Annotated in this window: 15 protein-coding genes; 4 read left to right on the plus strand and 11 right to left on the minus strand. The window is 37.6% G+C overall.

The features are described 5' to 3' along the window. Nucleotides 1-2: 2 nt before the first annotated feature. Genes fliN through G415_RS0106915 form a run of 3 tightly spaced genes read right to left on the minus strand, consistent with a single transcriptional unit; the run spans nucleotide 3 to nucleotide 3,070 of the window. Nucleotides 3-995 carry a flagellar motor switch protein FliN gene (gene fliN / locus G415_RS0106905; protein ID WP_022670932.1) on the minus strand — a complete coding sequence of 331 codons (993 nt, stop codon included), beginning with the start codon at nucleotides 993-995 and terminating at the stop codon, nucleotides 3-5. A 9-nt stretch (nucleotides 996-1,004) separates the two neighbouring features. Continuing rightward, nucleotides 1,005-1,994 (minus strand): flagellar motor switch protein FliM, encoded by a 990-nt coding sequence (fliM, locus tag G415_RS10125; protein ID WP_022670933.1) that lies wholly within the window; start codon nucleotides 1,992-1,994, stop codon nucleotides 1,005-1,007. Between the two features lie 2 nt (nucleotides 1,995-1,996). After that, nucleotides 1,997-3,070 (minus strand): protein-glutamate methylesterase/protein-glutamine glutaminase, encoded by a 1,074-nt coding sequence (locus G415_RS0106915; protein WP_022670935.1) that lies wholly within the window; start codon nucleotides 3,068-3,070, stop codon nucleotides 1,997-1,999. Nucleotides 3,071-3,163: 93 nt separating this feature from the next. Between G415_RS0106915 and G415_RS0106920 the strand changes: the two genes are divergently transcribed. Next, nucleotides 3,164-5,155, plus strand: a complete 1,992-nt coding sequence (locus G415_RS0106920) for an aconitate hydratase (protein WP_022670936.1) — start codon at nucleotides 3,164-3,166, stop codon at nucleotides 5,153-5,155. Between the two features lie 60 nt (nucleotides 5,156-5,215). Here G415_RS0106920 and G415_RS0106925 read toward each other — a convergent pair whose 3' ends face one another. Genes G415_RS0106925 through hisF form a run of 3 tightly spaced genes read right to left on the minus strand, consistent with a single transcriptional unit; the run spans nucleotide 5,216 to nucleotide 11,220 of the window. Beyond that, on the minus strand, nucleotides 5,216-9,970 hold the full coding sequence (locus G415_RS0106925; RefSeq protein ID WP_022670937.1) for an NAD-glutamate dehydrogenase domain-containing protein: 4,755 nt from the start codon (nucleotides 9,968-9,970) through the stop codon (nucleotides 5,216-5,218). 16 nt (nucleotides 9,971-9,986) lie between these two features. Further along, the gene (locus G415_RS0106930) at nucleotides 9,987-10,478 is read right to left on the minus strand and encodes a MogA/MoaB family molybdenum cofactor biosynthesis protein (protein ID WP_022670939.1); all 492 of its coding nucleotides are present in this window, start codon (nucleotides 10,476-10,478) and stop codon (nucleotides 9,987-9,989) included. Further along, complete coding sequence (gene hisF, locus G415_RS0106935; protein ID WP_022670940.1) at nucleotides 10,465-11,220, minus strand: imidazole glycerol phosphate synthase subunit HisF; 756 nt, start codon at nucleotides 11,218-11,220, stop codon at nucleotides 10,465-10,467. Before hisF ends, G415_RS0106930 begins: the two co-directional genes overlap by 14 nt. 138 nt (nucleotides 11,221-11,358) lie before the next feature. Here hisF and pyk point away from each other — a divergent pair, with 138 nt between their 5' ends. The 3 genes from pyk to G415_RS0106950 are packed head-to-tail and all read left to right on the plus strand — an operon-like array spanning nucleotide 11,359 to nucleotide 14,526. Then, entirely contained in the window at nucleotides 11,359-12,750 is a 1,392-nt protein-coding gene (pyk, locus tag G415_RS0106940; RefSeq protein WP_022670941.1) for a pyruvate kinase, read from the plus strand. Between the two features lie 49 nt (nucleotides 12,751-12,799). Next, nucleotides 12,800-13,501 (plus strand): bifunctional phosphoribosyl-AMP cyclohydrolase/phosphoribosyl-ATP diphosphatase HisIE, encoded by a 702-nt coding sequence (gene hisIE, locus G415_RS10130; RefSeq protein WP_022670942.1) that lies wholly within the window; start codon nucleotides 12,800-12,802, stop codon nucleotides 13,499-13,501. Next, nucleotides 13,498-14,526, plus strand: coding sequence for a glycosyltransferase (locus G415_RS0106950; protein WP_022670943.1), 1,029 nt, complete (start codon nucleotides 13,498-13,500; stop codon nucleotides 14,524-14,526). Before hisIE ends, G415_RS0106950 begins: the two co-directional genes overlap by 4 nt. Here G415_RS0106950 and trpA read toward each other — a convergent pair. From trpA to G415_RS0106975, 5 genes are read right to left on the minus strand one after another with little or no spacing between them, the layout of a single operon-like run. Further along, complete coding sequence (trpA, locus tag G415_RS0106955) at nucleotides 14,519-15,220, minus strand: tryptophan synthase subunit alpha (protein ID WP_022670944.1); 702 nt, start codon at nucleotides 15,218-15,220, stop codon at nucleotides 14,519-14,521. The two genes, G415_RS0106950 and trpA, sit on opposite strands and share 8 nt — an antisense overlap. Before the next feature lie 58 nt (nucleotides 15,221-15,278). Continuing rightward, complete coding sequence (locus G415_RS0106960) at nucleotides 15,279-17,162, minus strand: proton-conducting transporter transmembrane domain-containing protein (RefSeq protein WP_022670946.1); 1,884 nt, start codon at nucleotides 17,160-17,162, stop codon at nucleotides 15,279-15,281. A gap of 1 nt (nucleotide 17,163) precedes the next feature. Continuing rightward, the gene (locus G415_RS0106965; RefSeq protein ID WP_022670947.1) at nucleotides 17,164-17,613 is read right to left on the minus strand and encodes an NADH ubiquinone oxidoreductase; all 450 of its coding nucleotides are present in this window, start codon (nucleotides 17,611-17,613) and stop codon (nucleotides 17,164-17,166) included. A 10-nt stretch (nucleotides 17,614-17,623) separates the two neighbouring features. After that, nucleotides 17,624-18,850, minus strand: coding sequence for a hydrogenase large subunit (locus G415_RS0106970; RefSeq protein ID WP_022670948.1), 1,227 nt, complete (start codon nucleotides 18,848-18,850; stop codon nucleotides 17,624-17,626). After that, nucleotides 18,847-20,229, minus strand: a complete 1,383-nt coding sequence (locus G415_RS0106975; protein WP_022670949.1) for a proton-conducting transporter transmembrane domain-containing protein — start codon at nucleotides 20,227-20,229, stop codon at nucleotides 18,847-18,849. Before G415_RS0106975 ends, G415_RS0106970 begins: the two co-directional genes overlap by 4 nt.

Below are 20,229 nucleotides of genomic sequence, written 5' to 3' on the forward strand. Positions count from 1 at the left end.
TTTTATCCACCCAACGACTTTATTCTCTCTTCTTTTGTCTCGATATGCGTTATTTTAACACCAAACCTTCCACCAACAACAACCACAACGCCTTTGGCAACAACCTTGCCGTTGACAAGAATATCCATCGGCTCTTCTATATTCTTCTCAAGTTCTATTATCGAGCCATCTTTCAAATCCAAAATATCCTTTATCAGCATATACTTCTCGCCAATTCTTATCTTCACTTCAAGGTCTATGTCCATTATCAGGTCAAGATTCTTCGGCGCTTCGGTTGTGCTTACTTGAGTCGAAGGTGCTGCTTTCTGCTCAAAAGTCGGCTCTTCAACATCTCTAAACGGTATCTCTTCTTCTGGTGTTTCAATCTCAAGCTGCTCAACGGCAAACAGTTCATCTATAGCCTTTGGCGAGTATATCTCAAAAGCACCATCTTCTATATTTGGAAGTGCAACATCATAAACAGCTTTATAAAGATTATTTTCAAGCTCTGAAGGTTCGAGCTTTACTTCTTTTACTTCAAAGCTCAAAGGAGTCGCTATATTCTCCTTTACGGCGGTTGAAAAGTGGCCAAAAACCTGAGAGAAAAGCTCTTTTATAGCGTCTAAATCATCGCTTTCAAGCTCATCCTTAGCCTCACCGGGGCCCATAAGCATAAGGTCTGACAAGATAGAAGCAAATCTTTTATCAATCAGTATAAAAAGCGGGTTCTCTTTATCGTCTTTGCTTACAGAAACAGAAACAAAAACCTTGTTTTCAAAAGAGACATCGTCCTTGCTAACAATGTTTAAGTCCGTAAATTTAGAGACAACTTCCAAAGAGAAGGCTGTCTTTAAAACTTCTTCTATGGAGCTATTTAAAAGGTCAAAAAATCTCTTTGTATCCTTGTCTATCTGGTTATCACTGCTTGATGATTCTTCTTTATCATTATTATCTTCTGTCTCTTCGGCATTTAAAAGGCTATCAATCTCATCCTGAGAGAGTTCTTCGGCAGCCATACAAACTCCTTAATCCAAGGTTAAAATCTCTTTTATCTTAACGGCTTTATTAACACCCTTTTTACCAAGCTTCACTCTAAACTTTTCAACGCCGTTCATGTAAACAGGCAAGTCATCTTCAACCTTTGTGCTTAAAACGAGCAAATCACCTTCTTTAAGTTCCAAAAAATCCTTCATTTTCATAATCTTTGAACCAAGCCTAAAATCAAGATACACCATAACCGTCTCGAGCGCCCTTGCTATATCTTCCGTTCTGTCTTCTGTCGCCTTCTTTGAACGGGCAAGTATATCATGCGTGCCTATTTTATTCAAGACAGGCTCAAGCACAATAACAGGCAGACACCAGTTTATGATTCCGCTTGACTCACCAAGCTTAACTTCAAATACAACCAAAACAACAATTTCAGATGGAGCAACAATCTGGACAACATTTGGGCTGGACTCCTGCCCTACAACTTCAAAGCTTATATCCATTATCGGCTCCCACGCCGACTTCATCTCACCCATCGCCTGTTTTACCACATCAAGCAGAATACTCTGCTCTATATCGGTAAAGGGCCTATTTAGATTAACAGCTTCACCCGTTCCACCAAGTAATCTATCAACAAGGGCAAAACCTATGTCAGGCTCCAAAGAGAAAACGCCATTTCCATCCAAAGGCGCAAGGCTTATAACATTAAAACTGACATTGTTCGACAAAGATAAAACAAACTCTGCATATGTCATCTGGTCAACACTGACAACTTCTATCTCAACGATGGATCTCAAAAAAGCAGAAAGACGACTCGAGAAGTTGCGTGAAAATTTATCGTGAAGGTTCTTTATTGCCCTTATCTGTTCTTTTGAAACCTTATCAGGACGCTTGAAGTCGTAAAGAGATACCTTTTTGGGTTCTAATATCTCTTCAACGACTTCTTCGGGCTCTTCTTCTACAAGCTCTTCTTTATCAAGGCTATTAAGCAGCGCATCTATCTCTTCCTGAGATAGAATCTCTGGCATCTTTACCTACCAAGAACCAGCTTTGAGATGGTTGAAGCTATCTCATCAAGCGGCACAACAAAATCTGCAAGACCCATCTGGGTTGGTTTTCTGGGCATTCCCCAAACAACGCAGCTATCCTTATCCTGAGCAATTATCGTTCCGCCGGCTTTTTTAACTTCCTGCAGCCCTTTAAAACCATCATCACCCATTCCGGTCATTATTACGCACAAGGCTTTATCGCCAAATGTCTCTGCAACAGACTTAAACATAACATCAGCATTGGGTGTATAGATAGTTTTAGGCTCACTGCTTACACCCACAACATAACGAGAACCACTCTTTTTAGCCGTCATCTGCATGCCGCCGGGTGCAAGATACCCTTGATTGGGTTTTAGCTCTTCACCATCTTCAGCTTCTTTAACCTTTATTTTTGAAACTTTACTCAAAGAGTTGGCAAAAACGCCAGTAAATGTCTTTGGCATGTGCTGAACAATCATCACAGGCACACCAAGCAGTGGCAAATCTGTAAATACCTTCTCCAAAGCTACAGGTCCGCCTGTTGATGCAGCTATTGCAACAACCTTTATATTTAACTTCTCAAGTTTTTTTCTTCTTGTTGGAGCAGGTGCTTCTTCTTCCTTTTTTTCTATCTGAATAGTTCTCCTTAATATAGGTCTTCCCTTTATTCTTGAATCTTTGGCAGAAAGAATCTTCTCAATCAAAAGCTGCCTTGCTTCTTTTGCAACACTCTTAAACGACAAAACATCGTTTTTAGAGATATAATCAATTGCGCCTATTCTTAAAGCTTCAAGTGTCTCTTTTGCTCCATCTGTAGTTAAACTTGAAACCATTACAACGGGCACAGGACACTCTTTCATTATTATTTTCAATGCTTCAAGCCCGTTGAGTTTTGGCATCTCTATATCGAGTGTAACAACATCAGGTTTCAACGCCTTTATCTTCTCTATGGCTTCCTGTCCATCTTTGGCAGTATCTATTACCTGAATTTTTCCAGATTCTTCTAATATTCTTGTAAGATATTTTCTTGAGATTAAAGAATCATCAACAACTAAAACTTTTACTTTGGATTCCATAATACCCCCTAAAAATCTTTGCTTTTCACCGTTAAAAATGATATAAACTTCCCTGCAAAAAAGCAAATAAAATCTAAGGAAGGAGGTTTAGATATGGGTTTAACCGTTGCACAAAAAATCTTGAAGGAGCACCTGGTAGATGGCGATCTCTTCTCGGGTGATGAGATTGGTATTAAGATTGACCAGACATTGACACAGGACGCCACAGGAACAATGGCAGACTTGCAGTTCGAACAGATGGGCGTTGACAGGGTAAAAACGGAAATCTCCGTAAGCTACATCGACCACAAAACCATTCAGATGGGCTTTGAAGATGCAGATGACCACACATACCTGCAGACATTCGCCAAAAAATACGGTCTGTATCTGTCCAAAGCAGGAAACGGTATCTGCCACCAGGTTCACATCGAAAGAATTGGAAGACCTGGTGCAACACTGCTTGGTTCTGACTCCCACACACCAACGGGTGGCGGTATAGGTATGATAGCCATCGGCGCTGGTGGTTTGGATGTTGCAAGCGCAATGGCAGGAATGCCATTCTATTTGCCAAGACCAAAAATTTTGGGTGTAAAACTAACAGGCAAATTGAGACCTTGGGTAACGGCTAAGGATGTCATCTTGAAACTGCTTCAGATTCTTTCAACAAAAGGCAATGTTGGTTGGATTGTTGAATACTTTGGCGAAGGTGTAAAAACCTTAACAGTTCCAGAAAGAGGAACAATCACCAACATGGGAGCAGAGCTTGGTGTTACAACAAGTGTATTCCCATCTGACGAACAGACAAAAAGATTCTTAGAAGCCCAAGGCAGAGGAGACCAGTGGATTCCTTTGGAAGCAGATCCAGATGCAAATTACGACAGAATTATAGAGATAAATCTGAGTGAGCTTGAGCCAATGATAGCTCAGCCACACAACCCAGACAATGTTGTAACAGTAAGAGAGATTGAAGGCACACCAGTTGATCAGGTTATGATTGGAAGCTGCACCAACTCTTCATACAAAGATGGTAAAACTGTTGCAGAGATAGTAAAGGGCAGAACAGTCAATCCAAATGTAAGCTGCGGTTATGCACCAGGCTCTAAGCAGGTTTTAAGAATGCTTGCTGATGAAGGCGAACTCTCTCACATCATAGCAGCAGGATTCAGAATTCTTGAGTCTGCGTGCGGTTTCTGTATAGGTGCTGGTCAGGCTCCAAGAAACAATGCAATCTCAATCAGAACAAACAACAGAAACTTCTATGGAAGAAGTGGAACAGTTACAGCTAAAATTTATCTTGTAAGCCCAGAGACTGCAGCAGCTTGCGCTTTGACAGGCGTAATCACAGACCCAAGAGACCTTGAGACAAAATTCGGCATAAAATATCCAAATATAGACATACCTGAAAAATTCACTATCGACGACAGTATGCTCTTACCACCTGCTCCACCAGAAGAAGCAAAAACAATCCAGCTCTACAAAGGTCCAAACATTGTTGACCCACCATCTGGTGAACCTATGCCAAAGGATTTAGAAGCAGAAGTTGCCGGTAAGTTTGGTGATAAGATAACAACAGACGACATTATGCCAGCTGGTGATCTTCTCAAATATAGGTCCAATGTTCCAAAGTATGCTCAGTATGTATTCGTAAAGAGAGACCCAGAGTTTGCAAGCAGATGCTTGGAGAACAAGAAGAAGGGTCTTTACAATGTAATCGTAGGTGGCGACAACTATGGTCAGGGTTCATCAAGAGAGCATGCAGCATTGTGCCCAATGTATCTTGGCGTAAAAGCAGTTATAGCTAAGGCTATCGAAAGAATCCACAGAGCCAACCTGATTAACTTCGGTATCATTCCATTAACATTCAAGAATGCTGAAGACTACGACAAGATTGATAAGGGTGATAAGATAAAGATAAGCGGCATAAGAAAAGCTCTTATCGACGGCACTGGCGAAGTTGTTCTCCACAACGAGACAAAAGGCATTGACATTCCACTTGAGTATCACCTAACAGAAAGAGAGAGAAAGATAATACTCGCTGGCGGCAAGATGAGACTCGCAAAAGATTTCGCAGGCAAATCCTTCAACGAAATCACATTTACAGAGTAAAAACCCTTTTTAAAAACTAAAAAAGCCCGCCATTTGGCGGGCTTTTCTTTTTACCTAACCTTACCTTGTTAGCTTCTGCAGTTTATCATAAAGCAGCATAGCCGGATGCAGGTTTATAGATTTAATACCCATGATTGTATTCAAATCAGCTATATACTCGTCGTATTCTGACTTTTTCTTTGATATCAACTTATCTATGTCACCGCCGAACTCTTTAAGCAATCTTATAACCATCGTTATAGAAGAGAGAGTATAGTTTCTTATCATTGAGAACTGAGCCATTCTATCCCACTCGTTGGAGATATGTATGGAGTTGATGTATTCAAGTATATCTTTAAATCCAAAGTACTTGTTAACAGTCTCTATAGCTTCTGTCGTCGATTTTATATCCTTTCCGAGCAGTTTCGCTATGTGGTAAGCGGGTATGAATGGGTCAATGAAATAAAGCTTTGCTATCTCTTTTGCCAAATCTTCATCTATAACTTCCTTTAACAACTCAACCTTTTCAAGATAGCCATCCTTATACATGCCATTTACAACGCAGCAGTTGTAATAGTCATTAAGCCACTTCTTAACTTCTTCTTCTTTTTTGATATCAAGTGAAACACTATCCCTGAACATATAAATCTCATTAATCGTAAACTTGTTTATAGCATCAAACATACCGAGAGAAATTTCATAAATCTTCTGCTGTGGTATCTTGTTCTCATACTCAAAGAGTCTGTTTCTCAAGTTAAACACATCGAGAACATCGTATGAGAAAATCATTGACTTCATTATTTGCGGGAAGTTTTGACCTGTCATCATGTGAATCTTTAAAAGGCTGCTTGCACCGTTGTTGTTTATTATCAAGTTAACCATAAATGTAAAGGCTATCTCATTTCTCAATCTATGCTTTGCTATGTAATCTGCATACTTTTCTCTAATAGTTGGCGGGAAATACATAACGGCATATTGTTCTATAGTGTCGTCGCTAAATACCTTACTGTTAAGCAATTCATCGTACACGAACATTTTATTCAATGCAAGCATAACGGAAAGTTCCGGTCTTGTATAACCTATACCCTTTGAAGCTCTTGCTGAAAGTTCTTTTCTATCAGGAAACGGATAATCCTCCCTGTGCAAAACTCCCTTCTGAGCAAGAAAATTGTTAAGCTCAAAGAATATATCTGGCTCATATTTCGACCTTATCTCATCCAAACTTACGGCAAAGCTCTGCATATAGTTGTGGGTTAGAACTCTCTGTGTTACTTCTTCTGTTAAATCCTTAAGCATCTTGTTTCTTGCTTCTAAATCCTTTAAAACACCATCCTTCATCAGTTGACTTAGAAGAATCTTTAGGTTGACTTCATGGTCTGACATATCAACACCGGCAGAGTTATCCAAAGCATCGGTGTTTAGTCTTCCGCCGTTTAGAGCATACTCTATCCTTGCCTTCTGTGTTAAACCAAGATTGCCACCTTCACCTACAATTTTGGCTCTAAGTTGACTTGCATTTATTCTAACGGCATCGTTCAACCTATCTCCAACTTCTTCATTTGTCTCATCCGTGGCTTTTACATATGTTCCAATTCCGCCATTCCAAAGAAGGTCAACATCAGCCTGTAAAATCAGTTTTATTAATTCTTCGCCACTTAGTTCATCTTTATCTGTTTGCAAGAATTCCTTTGCTTCTTTTGACAACTTTATCGATTTGGAGTTCCTGTCTGCGACAAAACCACCTTTTGAGAGCAGTTTTTTATCGTAATACTTCCAAGTTAAACCATTCTCAAACAACCTTTTTCTCTCTTTAAACGAAACTTCAGGGTCAGGATTTGGGTCTATAAATATCTCTATATGATTGAATGCAGCTTTGAGTATAATTTTATCGGTATAAAGCATACCGTTTCCGAAGACATCACCGCTCATATCACCGATACCAACAACGGTAAATGTATCTTTAAATACATTCTTACCTAATTCCCTGAAATGCCTTTCAACGCACTGCCATGCACCACGAGCTGTTATTCCTATCTCCTTGTGGTCGTATCCATGTTTTCCGCCACTTGCAAATGCATCCTTAAGCCAGAAGTTATACTCTTTCTCGCTTATCTCGTTTGCAATATCAGAGAATGTCGCAGTTCCTTTATCTGCTGCAACAACAAGATACGGGTCAAAATCATCATAACAGACAACATCTTTTGGTCTCACTTCATTGTTATTGTCGTCTATATTGTCTGTAACATCAAGCATACCGCGCATCAAAGTTCTGTATGCTTTTTTACCTAATTCAATCCATTCGTCTCTGTTTTTAGCTGTTTCTTTAACAATAAATCCACCCTTTGAACCTACAGGGACAATAACGGCATTCTTAACCATCTGGGTCTTCATCAATCCTAAAATCTCAAGCCTAAAGTCATCCTTTCTATCACTCCATCTGATACCGCCCCTTGCGACCTTGCCACCACGCAAATGGCAACCTTCCATAAACGCAGCATGAACATAGACTTCAAACATAGGTCTTGGCGATGGCATAGTATGAATCTTGGATGAATCTATTTTCAAAGAGATATAATGATATTTTTTGTTCTTCTTATAGAAGTTTGTTCTTACGGTGCTCTCTATGATATTCAAAAGCGAATGCATAATCCTGTATTCGTGTATGTCGTTTATCTTTTCAAGCTCGTCCCTAACGCTTTCGTGAATTCTGGCAACTTCTTCCGGTTTTGCCTTCTCTGGCGAGAACTTATCTTCAAAGTAGTCTATTAATCTTTTTGCAAGATGCGGATACTTGTTTAAAACAGCTATTATCGAAGCCTTCTTGATTTGGAAGTTTATCTGCATCAGATAGTTTGCAAGCGTCCTTAAAACATCTATATATTTGTAATTCATGACTGCTTTCGTCGTTAGTTTGTTCAGCTCGTCATCTTCAATAATCTTGTTCCATATAGCTTCAAAGTTCTCCTTTATCGTATCAAATAGTTTCTCTGCATCGTTAGAAGCAAAACCGCCAGCATCTATAGAAAACCTTTGAATAAATATATTTTTCTTCTCAACAGAGATAGATGCGAAATCTTCATACAAAACATTCAAACCCATATTGTTCAGCTTTGGTAAAATCTCATACAGCGCCAATTTAGACAGAGAGTATATGTTGAAGAATACATTTTCACCCTGAGTGTATATATCGGCTTGCAGCTTCTCTTCGTTTAAAAGTTTCTCAAAGTGTTCAACATCGAATATCGCCTGTTCAGGCGTTGTCTTTGAAATATACTCATCATCAAAACTATTCAAATACTTGTTTGTAAAATACGATGCTTTGCCCGTTCCAAACTTATCAACAAGGGCACTTCTAAAGTTATCCTTCCAACTTGAGACTATCTCCTTGAGATTCTTTTCTATCTCTCCTATATCTATCTTCGGTTTCTTGTATCTGCTAAAAATCAGATAGTAATGAACCCTGATAATTCTTGGACTCTGCGTGATTATTTTATACTCTATATCGTCTGTATCGAGCGTTTCGCTCAAATAGTGGGTAAACTTCTCTATATTCTTCTGAGAGTAAAACTTAACAGGCAAAACAGCAATCAGATAAACACCGTGAACAAGGTTTGCCTGCCTTGTCAGTATTTTTATTCTCTCTTCTGTTTCACATGTCAAAAGTTCTTCAAGTAAAATCTTTAAATTCTCCGTGCTTGTAATAAATAAATCATCCTTTGGAAGCGTGTTGAAGATGTCTATCATATGCTTATACTCAAAGGAGTCTTCAACCACATTCTCTTCAAAGAGAATCCTATCAAGCTTGCTCTTTAAGAAAGGTATATTTGAAGCCTGCTCTTTTAACGCCTTTGGCGTGAACAGACCCAATATTATATGTCTTCTTACAACCTTTAAATCTTTATCAAACTCCGATATTGCTATGTAATCCATTCGGCGTGTATCATAAACATTACTCTTTGAGTTCGTTTTATCAATTATCATTACATCGCCAGATTTAACCGTCTCAAGTGCACTCTCGGGCAACTCTTTTATAGAAATTTTATTCTTAAACAGAGACCTTTCTGTATTCTTTAATATACCAAGACAACTATCTTCTTCTAACTGAATCAAGATATCATCAGCTGTATGCTCAAGAATATAACTTCTCATACCTAAGAAAATGAAGTTCTCATCAAGCAGCCACATCAAGAACTCTTTTATATCTTCTGTCTCCTTCTCGCTAATCTTCTTCAAATAAATCGGGTCGTTCAGTTTTCTTGCTATATCTTTGACTCTTCTTTGCATCTCAGGGAAATCTTCAACGGCTAACTTACTCTCTTTAACTGAATTCACTATGTCTTTTTCAAGCTTCTCTTTCTGGATGTCGCTTATGGCATCAAGCAAGAAGTAAAGGTAAAGCTCCTTATGTCCGCTTTCCTGTGGAGACTCTATCTTTGTAAGATTGCCGTTTTCGTCTCTTTCAACAACAAATATGGGTTGGATACTAAACTCTATGTAAAACTCATTGAGATTATTTATTATCGATGTAATACTATCAACTATAAACGGATTGTTATCCGTCAAAAGCCTTATCTGCGTTAATGTCTTATCGCCGACAGACACATCCTTTATCTCGACTTTGAGCTCCTTGTCTCTCTTTAGAATAAACTCAACGCTCTCTTTCATTATCTCTTTAAGCTTTGAAAACTCAAACTTCTCTGAGAAACTCTCTATCTTTGAATATTTGAGTGAAGCATCAACAAACACATCAACAACTCCCTTATCAAACCCAACCTTCTGCAAATCCTTCTTTAGCTCTTTAATGACCTTCTCATAATTCTTTCTGCTTACTTCCATTTAAAACCTCCTATTTTTACGAACCACACGGTGTTGGGTCTCCCTTTAACTTATCCACTGCGTGTGGAATTACATCTATAATAAACTCTAAATCCTCTTTCACAGCTTTTGGCGAACCGGGTAAATTTATAATCAACTTTCTATTCCTTGCACCTGCAACCATTCTTGTCAACATAGCCCTTTTTGTTTTCTTCAAAGTTTCAAAGAGAATAGCATTTACTATTCCAGGAATTTCAAAATCAAGAACTTCCTTTGTTGCATCAGGTGTTACATCCCTTGGGTATAGACCTGTTCCGCCACTTGTTATAATTACATCAACATCACTTTCGCTAAACTCTATCAACTTCTCTTTTATAAGCTCAAATTCATCTGGAATAACATCGTATAAAACAAGCCTGCCTTCTATCTTTTTTATTATCTCTTCAAAAACTGGTCTTACCTTATCCTTTGAAGGGTCTTTTGACCTTGAATCACTTAAAACAAGCAGGGCAAATCTATATTCTGACATTTACACCCTTCTCTTTTAAATACTGCTTAACTTCGCCAATTGTATATGTGCCAAAGTGAAACACGCTTGCAGCCAAAGCAGCTTCAGCCTGCGTCTGCTTAAACACATTTTCAAAATGTTTTAACTCTCCTGCACCGCCGCTTGCTATAACAGGAATATCAACAGACTCGGATATTATCTTGGTAAGTTCTATATCATAACCATCTTTCGTTCCGTCTGCATCTATGCTTGTAAGAAGAATCTCACCTGCACCTCTTTCTTGGACTTCTTTTGCCCACTCGATAGCATTTAGTCCTGTTGGCTCTCTACCGCCTTTAATAAAAACTTCAAAACCTTTTTCTGTTCTCTTTGCGTCTATAGCAACAACAATGCATTGACTTCCAAAAATTTTGCTTGCTTCATTTACAAGGTCTGGATTTTTAACGGCTGCCGAGTTTATTGAAACCTTATCGGCACCAGCTTTGAGCAGAGCCCTTATATCTTCAATACTCCTTATTCCACCACCAACAGCCAAAGGCATAAACACTTCTGCTGCGGTCTTTTCAACAACATCGATAATCGTTTTTCTCTCTTCATAAGTGGCTGTTATATCCAAAAAGACAAGCTCATCAGCACCCTGCTCATCGTATACCTTTGCTTGCTGAACAGGATCACCAGCATCAATCAAGTTAACAAAATTGATACCCTTAACAACCCTGCCCCTGTTCACATCAAGACACGGTATAATACGCTTGGCTAACATAACACAAGCCCAACTCCCGTTTCTCTTTTAAAAATTATAAACTTTAAAAATATTTAATCAAGTTTTTGTATGTCTATTAGTTTGAAAGATTAATGTATCTGTGGTATGATTTTTAAAAGGTTAAAGGAGTTATATACAATGGAAAGAAAAGTTAAGATAGTTATAACTTTAGGCCCATCAACGGCAAGCAAAGAAGCTATGGAAAAACTTATAAAGATGGGCGTTGATGTATTCAGGTTAAACTTTTCTCATGCAAACCACGAAACACACAAAAAGAGTATAGAGACAATAAGGGAAGTTTCAAGAGAGCTAAAAAGGGATGTTGCAATACTGCAAGACATAAGTGGGCCAAAGATAAGAATAGGAGAGATAGACGGAATACTCGAACTGAAAAAAGGCGATAAAATAGTCTTAACAAAGAACAACCCATCAAAGAGAAACGAATTGACACTTTCACACCCGCAGCTAATTGATGAACTAAAAAAGGACGAAGAAGTATATTTTGCCGATGGCAGCATAAGGGCTATTGTCGTAAAAAAGTCAAAAGACTCAGCAGAGCTTGAAGTTTTAAACGAAGGCGTTTTATCTTCAAAAAAGGGTGTAAATTTACCATCAACAAAGCATTCCCTATCGGCAATCACAGAAAAAGACAAAAGAGACCTTAAATTTGGTGCAGAAAATGGTGTTGATATAGTTGCAGTATCGTTTGTAAACTCTGCCAAAGATATAAAAGAAGCCCGAAAAATACTAAACGAGAACAACAGCGATGCGTGGATTATAGCAAAAATCGAGACAAAATTGGGTGTTGAAAATATTGGAGAGATATTGAACGAAGCAGATGGGCTAATGGTTGCAAGGGGAGATTTAGGCATAGAGATAGGCGTTGAGCGTGTGCCTGCCATACAAAAAAGATTGATAAAAAAGGCAAATGCACATGCAAAACCTGTAATTGTTGCAACCCAGATGCTTCTAAGCATGGTAAACTCACCATTTCCAACAAGGGCAGAAGTAAGTGATGTGGCAAATGCGGTATTAGATGGAGCAGATGCTGTCATGTTGAGTGATGAGACAACCGTCGGAAGATACCCGTTCAAAGCCGTTGAGATACTCAAGCGCACGATAGAGAATATTGAAGAGATGTATATGTATCATAAAAAATACGAGATAGGCGACGAAGATGCCATTGCAGCAAGTGTGTCGGATTTGTGTAAGGGTGTTCAACCAAAAGCCATTATAAGCTTCACAGCAAGCGGACAAACAGCAAAAAGCATCGCAAAATATAGACCGAAAGTCGAAATCTATGCGGCAAGTCAGCATAAAAAAACTTTAAGAAGGCTAAATCTCATCTGGGGAGTAAAGCCATTTTTCAACATAGATGTAAAAAAACCAGATGAGTTTATAGAAGAGTTAAAGCATAAACTAAAATCAACCGATGGGTTTGACAAGGGCGATAGAGTTATCATAACAATGGGCAGTATAGTTGGTAAAAAAGGCATGACCAACATGATAAGGATTCTCGATTTGGATTGACACCTTACCAAAATTATGCAAAAAACCTTTATCTTTAGAAGGAGATGAGATGGAGCTTGCAGATTTACTTAAGTTTAACTCAGATGGTTTAATTCCAACCATAACGGTCGATTTTTATAATAACCAGGTTTTAATGCTTGCATACTCAAACAGAGAGTCAATCCAAAAAACACTCGACACCGGATATGCTCATTACTACTCAAGAAGCAGACAAAAGCTATGGATGAAAGGTGAAACAAGCGGACACACCCAAAAGATAAAGCAAATTCTGTTTGATTGCGATGAAGATACCCTGCTTTACAAAGTCGAACAGAAGGGAGCAGCATGCCACACAAACCACAGAAGCTGTTTTTATAGAGAGTTTTACCGCGGAGAAATCAGAGAGATAGAGCCTGTCATAGAAGATTTTGACGGCGTGATATACAAACCCGAAGATAGCGACGATATCTTTGATAAAGTTTACCATTTACTTTTAAAAAGAAAGCAGGAACTCCCTGAAAACTCATATACGGCAAAGCTATTTAAATCAGGCATAGATAAAATAGCAAAAAAGATTGGTGAAGAATCAGCAGAAGTGATAATAGCCTTAAAAAACTCTTCCGAAAGCGAAATCATCTATGAGTCTGCCGATTTGATTTTCCATCTGCTTGTTGCATTAGCGGAAAAAGGCATACCACCCGATGCTATAAGAAAAGAGCTTCAAAGAAGATTCGGAATATCCGGAGAGCTTGAGAAAAAAACAAGAAAATGAGAATAGCGTTCATACTCGATGAGATATGGGATAGTGCATTAACAAACTATGCCCTTCAAATTGCCGAATTAACAGAAAATTCAAACGAAGTATATATAATCTGTCTAAAAGACAGTTATGTTGACAAAAAAAATCAAAAAAACTCTATCCACATAAAGCCGTTAAGAAGTAAAAACCCTTTAAGAAGTTTTGCAGGTTTTATCTCGCTTTCAAGACAACTAAAAAACATCAAACCTGATACGGTCATAACCATTCGTGGTGATGCGACATTTTTCTCCTGTCTATTAAAAAAATCCTTAAATTTTAAGCTCATACGCATATTTGGAATTGAAAAGGAATTTAGAAGCCCGCCCGAGTGCGTTGATAAGGTTATACTGCCTTGTAATTATTTAAAAGGGTTTGTCTCAAAGAAAAGGGTAAAAAATATTGAAGTCCTAAAAAGCTTCATAGACAGAGAGAAATTTAAATTCTCTCAAAATGGAAGAAAAAGAATCAGAAAAGAACTCAATCTGAACAACAGTTTAGTTTTTGGAGCAGTGGGCAGGCTGGATAGGGTTAAAGGCTTTGACTTACTGATAGAGAGTTTTGCAAAAGCTAACATAGAAAACTCAAAACTTGTAATCGTCGGAGAAGAAAAAGGTGTAAAAAAAGAGAACCTGATAAAACTGGCAAAAGAGCTAAACATAAACAACGATGTAATCCTTATTACAGAGAGAAGAAAAGATATAATCGATTTAATGAGTGCATTTGACATAGGTGTAATATCAAGCGTCTCAAGTGAAGTTATACCACGAGTTCTGTTTGAGTTTATGAGCATAGGCCTGCCAATTACAACAACTGATGTAGGATGCCTAAAAGAGATAGCAAACGATAGCTTTGCCGTTCTATCAGAGCCAACCGTCCATTCACTAAAATCGGCTCTCAAACAGATATCAAAAGCCGACCTTGTCAAGATGTCTGCCGCATCATTAAAGGAAGTAGAAAAGTACTCACTTCATCTGCCAGACGACATATTCATCACATAATAGAATCTAAAAATCTTCCAAATTCGCCTTTTCCGATAGACTCAACAGCCGCTGTTCCTATAACAACACCGTCGGCATATCTGCAGGCTTCGCTTATATCTTTTTTATCCCTTATTCCGAATCCTATTATTACATCCTGTTTTGAATCTTTTAAAAACTCAAGTCTCTTTATCGCATCATCGCCAAGTTTAAATTTAGAGCCCGTTGTTCCCCTGACGGAGACGAAATAGATAAAATCGTTTGCTTCTTTCTTTATTCTCTCGATCGTTTCAAAATCGCTCTCTGGTGTTGCAAAATGAACAAAACCAGTATTGTATCTCTTAAAAACCTTTTTAAATCTGCCTGACTCAACAAAAGGAACATCTGCAAGTATAATTCCATCAACAAAATCAAACTTCTTTGCAAACTCTTCTATGCCGCCATTAAAAACAATATTGGCATAAGTCATTATGTATAACTTCTTTTTAAATATCTCTCTAACCTTTTTTAGGCTCTCAAAAAAATCGTTTAAATTTTCTCTTTCCAACACTTTCTGCGATGCCTTTTCTATCACATCACCATCTGCTGTTGGGTCAGAAAACGGTATGCCAATCTCCAAAAAACCAACACCCTTACTATTGCACAGCTCAACAGCCTTTAAAAACTCATCCCTATTCGGATAATCACAAACGAGATAAATGCCAACTTTACACATATTTATTAACACCTGTCTCTAAATTTAGCTTGATATTTTAACACAATCTACAAAATATTCAAACTCTTCCAAACAAAACAAAAATCCCCACAAAAATTACAAGTATATAAAGCAGATAAAAGTATATTTTTCCGTTCATTATGAATTTACTTATATTGTAGCTTGTAATCTCGACAACCTTAACCAAAAAAGCATAAACAGACTCAAAAACATCCGATATAACAACAAAAGCCTCTTTGTCTCTTCTGACTTCTTTTGTTCTATACACAAATCTAAGGATATACTCAACTATAAACGAGAAGGCATTAGCAGTAAAATACTCATCATCATTTAGAGCGAGTCCACCATTCCAAGATACAACCTTCTTTGTTCTCTTTCTTTTGTTTAAATAAATTACAAATGGAACAAAAAACAAAGTCAAAACAACCAAGACAAAAAACGCTGGAGAAATAACACCAAACACAGGCTTTGCGCTGGCTATAAGCCACCCATTTGGAACACCTAAAGCACCTATAACAAATTTAGCATAACCCAGTTTAACAAATACAATAGTGGCAAAAAAACTTATACCAATAATCAAACCCATAAGAAAAATCTCAGATAAATGCATAAATAAAGATGGCATAGGTTTTGCCTTTTTCTCATGATGATAACCTAAAGCAGAATAACCTATAAGTTTTATCATAGAAAAAGAAGCAAAACCCATAGCTAAAGACAAAAATACACCGCCCGTAGAACTTACAACCCTATCCAGAATACTTTGAAACTGATAGGATTGAAAAATAGACTCAAGCAGCATCCACTCGGCCACATAACCCAAAAGAGTTGGAAAAGCACTGAAAGACAAACCAGAAATAACAACACCAAAAGCTGGAATCTTTCCTACACTTTTATGAATACCCCTTACATTATCTATGCTCTCCTCGTGCAATTTCTCCTTCGCTTCACCTATAGACAAAAACAAAAGCGTTTTTGCAATTGTGTGAGTGATTGATAGAATTATAGCTGTCATAAAAGCAAATTCATACAGAGTTGACTCCTTGGAAAAAGAATAAGCAAGAGCAGACAAACCCAATGCAGCCAAAATCATACCATTGTTTTCAACTGTTGAGTATGCCGGCAAAACCTTTAAACCTTTTGCCGCAGCCGCCTCCATAGCACCCCAAAATGCCGACACACTTCCAAAGATTATAGCCAGAATCCCCCAGCTGTGGGTATAGCCTGTTATATATATAACCCTTGTCAATCCATAAACCCCCATAAGTGTTACAGGTGCACTCAACAACGCAGAAACATTTGACGGAGCCTTTGAATGAGCCTCCTTCAACCAAGTGTGAAATGGAACTATACCCATTTTTATGATAAAAGCCAAAGACGCAAAAACCAAGAACAAAACACTTTGAGAATGAACTTCAACTATCCTTAACGAATTAATTGAGCTATATAGAAAAACAAAAGCCAAAATTAAAGACATGGTTGATATCTCGCTAAAAGCAAGAAATTGAAACGCTTCTTTATAGGCACCATCGTGTTCAACCACAAGAAGATAAGACGCTATTGTCATAATCTCCCACCCAATCAAAAACATAACACCGTCGAAAGCAGCCAAGATAAGTAGCATTCCCAACATAGCAAGATTTACAAAAATTGCCATTCTCTTTCTATAGTTCTCTCCAAAATCCATTGAGAAAACAGACACTGCTATCCAAGACACAGAAGCTATCATCAAAAACAAGCCGCCCAACTTATCAACAAAAAGCCCAGAAGATATAGAAAAAATAACAGGAAAAATCTTCTTATAAACAATCCCATTAAACTCAGCATTAAACCCTATAACAAAAGAGAGCAAAGAAGCCAAAAATGCAACAAAATAGCTTAATTTTCTATTGAAAAATCCCAAAAATGCTCCTATCAAAAACAGTCCTATGGCTAAACTCAACATATTATCCCTCCATTATGTTCAATAAAACTGAAAGTATATTCTCAGCATCAAGCTTTTTGTTGAAATACCCCACAACATTTTTCAGACCCAAATCCTTAGCGCTTATCCCAACATCATCTTCATCTTCTATTATCACCACACCAAAAGGCTCTGGCATCTGATTAACCGTCTCTTTTAAAGGCTCAATCATCTTTTCGGAAACCTTACCCAATACCAGCAAGATATCAGCATGTCTCGGGGAATCAGTGAAAAATATACCAAATCTATGAATATTGTACTGCGGAGAAGCCAAAGCTGATATCTCAAAGTTTAAAGAGTTATCGTTAGAAACATCGATAGGAAACACATGCAGAGATTTTTTGAAAATGCTTATCCTTTCAACGGGCTGTTCTGTTTTTTTAAAACTTTCCGTAATCCTTTTTGATATCCCGTAAATAGTCCAAGGTTTCATCTTGCCACTCCTATCTCGCACAATCTGCAAAATTTATTCCAAAGGAATCCAAGGCAAAGCTAAAATCAGTAAATATAAACCCAACTAAAGAATCAGCGAAAGCTTTATAACCAAAGACAGAAGGAGAAGATATATACACATAATCAACCACACCACCTTCAAGCTCCACATAATAAACAACCAAACCCGTTGGAGACTCAGCAGCACCTATACCAAACCCATCTACATTAACAGCATCTTGAGATATACTCACCTCTTCTCTCACTTCATCCAAAAAAGTGCACACAATATCGCAAGATTTCAGAATTTCACATGCCCTAACTTCCATTCTTGCAAGGGCATCTCCATCTTCTCTTAAACAAACTTGCAGGTTCTTATACACATCTTCATATCTTCTTAAATCCTCTTCAACTCCGCAAGCTCTTAAAGAGGGGCCTGTTATTCCTATACTTAGAGCTTTATCTTTATTTAAAACCGCTGTCTTATATACTCTGTCAATAAAATTATAGCTCCTTAAGGAATGCCTATACAACTCTTCAAACTTTCTTTTAAAAAATTCAACTCTCTTCTTTATCTCTACAATGTTTCTGCTATTTAAAAACTCAATACCACCTATATTGTTGATACCCTTCAAAAATCTGTTAGAAGAAAATAGTTTATTTATCCTTAAACTCTCTTCAAATAACCATTCAAGATGAGAAGTAAGAACATTTTGAGCTGCAGCTTTAGACAACCTTGCTATAACATGGATATGATTGTAAATCCTTTCAAGCTCAATAGCTATAGCTCTCAAAATCTTAACCTTGTCTTCAACTCCTATATTACAGGCATCCTCAACAGCCCTTGCAAAAGCCAAAGAGTGAGAAAATGCAAAATTTCCACAAACAGATTCCGAAAGTTTTAAAGCTTCAACCGGCTTTTTCCCTTTCATTAATTTTTCAATACCTCTTCTCTTATAAGAAGGGTCGATATTAACAGACAAAATTCTTTCACCATAAGTTCTTATATTAAAAATACCAGCCTCTGCAACACCAGCTGTAACAGGACCGTATCTAAAATTAAAAACACCTTCACCTTCCTTATCCTCATTGCCTATTTTCAAATCCCTATTCTTGAGCACATAATAGTTATCAAATCTCTGCTCCACTTCTTCTGCTTTTTTAACATAAAAAGTATAACCTTCTTGTAGCAATAAAAACTCTTTACCTTCTTTCTCAATAACTCCAAGGAGCCTCATTTTATCATTCCCCCAACAAGCAAAGTGTTTATAAATCCAACTGCAAACACAACAAAAAAAGCAAGAAGAGTATTCAAGACAGGAATAAACAGCGCCATATTATCTTTGTTCTCGAAATTTCTATCGGAAATAGAAAAAGACATTCTCACGACCTTGTAATTCACAGCAAAAAAGGACAAGGTTAAAAACGCCGATAAAACTACAGTCAGAAATAATCCAAATTTTAAATATACCGCATATATAATCAAAGCTTCGCCAACAAAATTTGCGAAAGGTGGAGCTCCGGTCACGGCCAAAGACGACAGAACAAGGTTATAAGCGCCTATAGGCATTACCTTTGAGAGCCCCCTTATTTCTGTTATGTCCCTTGTCTTGTAAACGGATAATATGTTACCAGTTGTGTAGAAAGCCGAAGATTTAGCGAAAGCATGAGCAACAATGAGAACAACAGCTCCAAGAAGAGCAAATTTATTACCCAGAGCCAAACCTATAAGTATCATTCCCATATTCTCCATAGAAGAGTATGCAAACATTCTCTTGTAAAACTTTTGAGAAACAAGAAAAACAGAAGCAAACCCAACCGTTAAAACCCCTAACACAAGCGCAAACGCTTTCACTCCCTCAACAAAGCAAGATATCTCTATAATCCTATAAACACCAAATAGAGCAACAGGCAAAAGAACGCCGGAAAATATAGCACTAACAGGTGCTATAGCCCTTCCATGCACATCAGGTAACCATGTATGCATAGGAAATATTCCTGCTTTTGTTGCAAAGCCTGCAACCGTAAAAGCAGCTCCCAAAGCAAAAAGTCTTGGATGAACAGGAGAAGTAATCAAAAGTTTGGTTATATAAAGCGTTTTTGAACCTGCATATATAAGCATAACGCCAATTAAAGACATAACAAGACCAACAGAAACGACTATTATGTATCTCCACGAAGACTCAAGCGAAGCTTCGTCGTTATCTATAGCCACAAGCAAAGCACTTGTTATTGTTGTTGCTTCTATACCTACCCACAGCAAACCCAAATTATTAAGCGAAACACTAAACAACATAGTAAGCACAAATAGATTCAAAAACATATAGTAATAACTCTTACTCAAAAGTGGTTTCTCTACATGCTTTAAATAAGTAATGGAGAATAAAGCAGTTGATAAATACACTACGGAAACAACAACCAACATTATCTTTGAAAAACCATCAATATAGAAAAAATTAGAGTGAATAGGAAAAACAAAGAGTAAAAACACTGAAGATAAAACACTACTTAAAGAAAAAACAGCAGTAAAAACTTCACTCAATCTCTCACTCTTAGATAAAGATACAACAGAAGCCAAAAAAGGAAATAGCATTGGCAAAAGGTAATAGTATCTCAT

The organism is Hippea alviniae EP5-r, from assembly GCF_000420385.1.
Classification (GTDB): domain Bacteria; phylum Campylobacterota_A; class Desulfurellia; order Desulfurellales; family Hippeaceae; genus Hippea; species Hippea alviniae.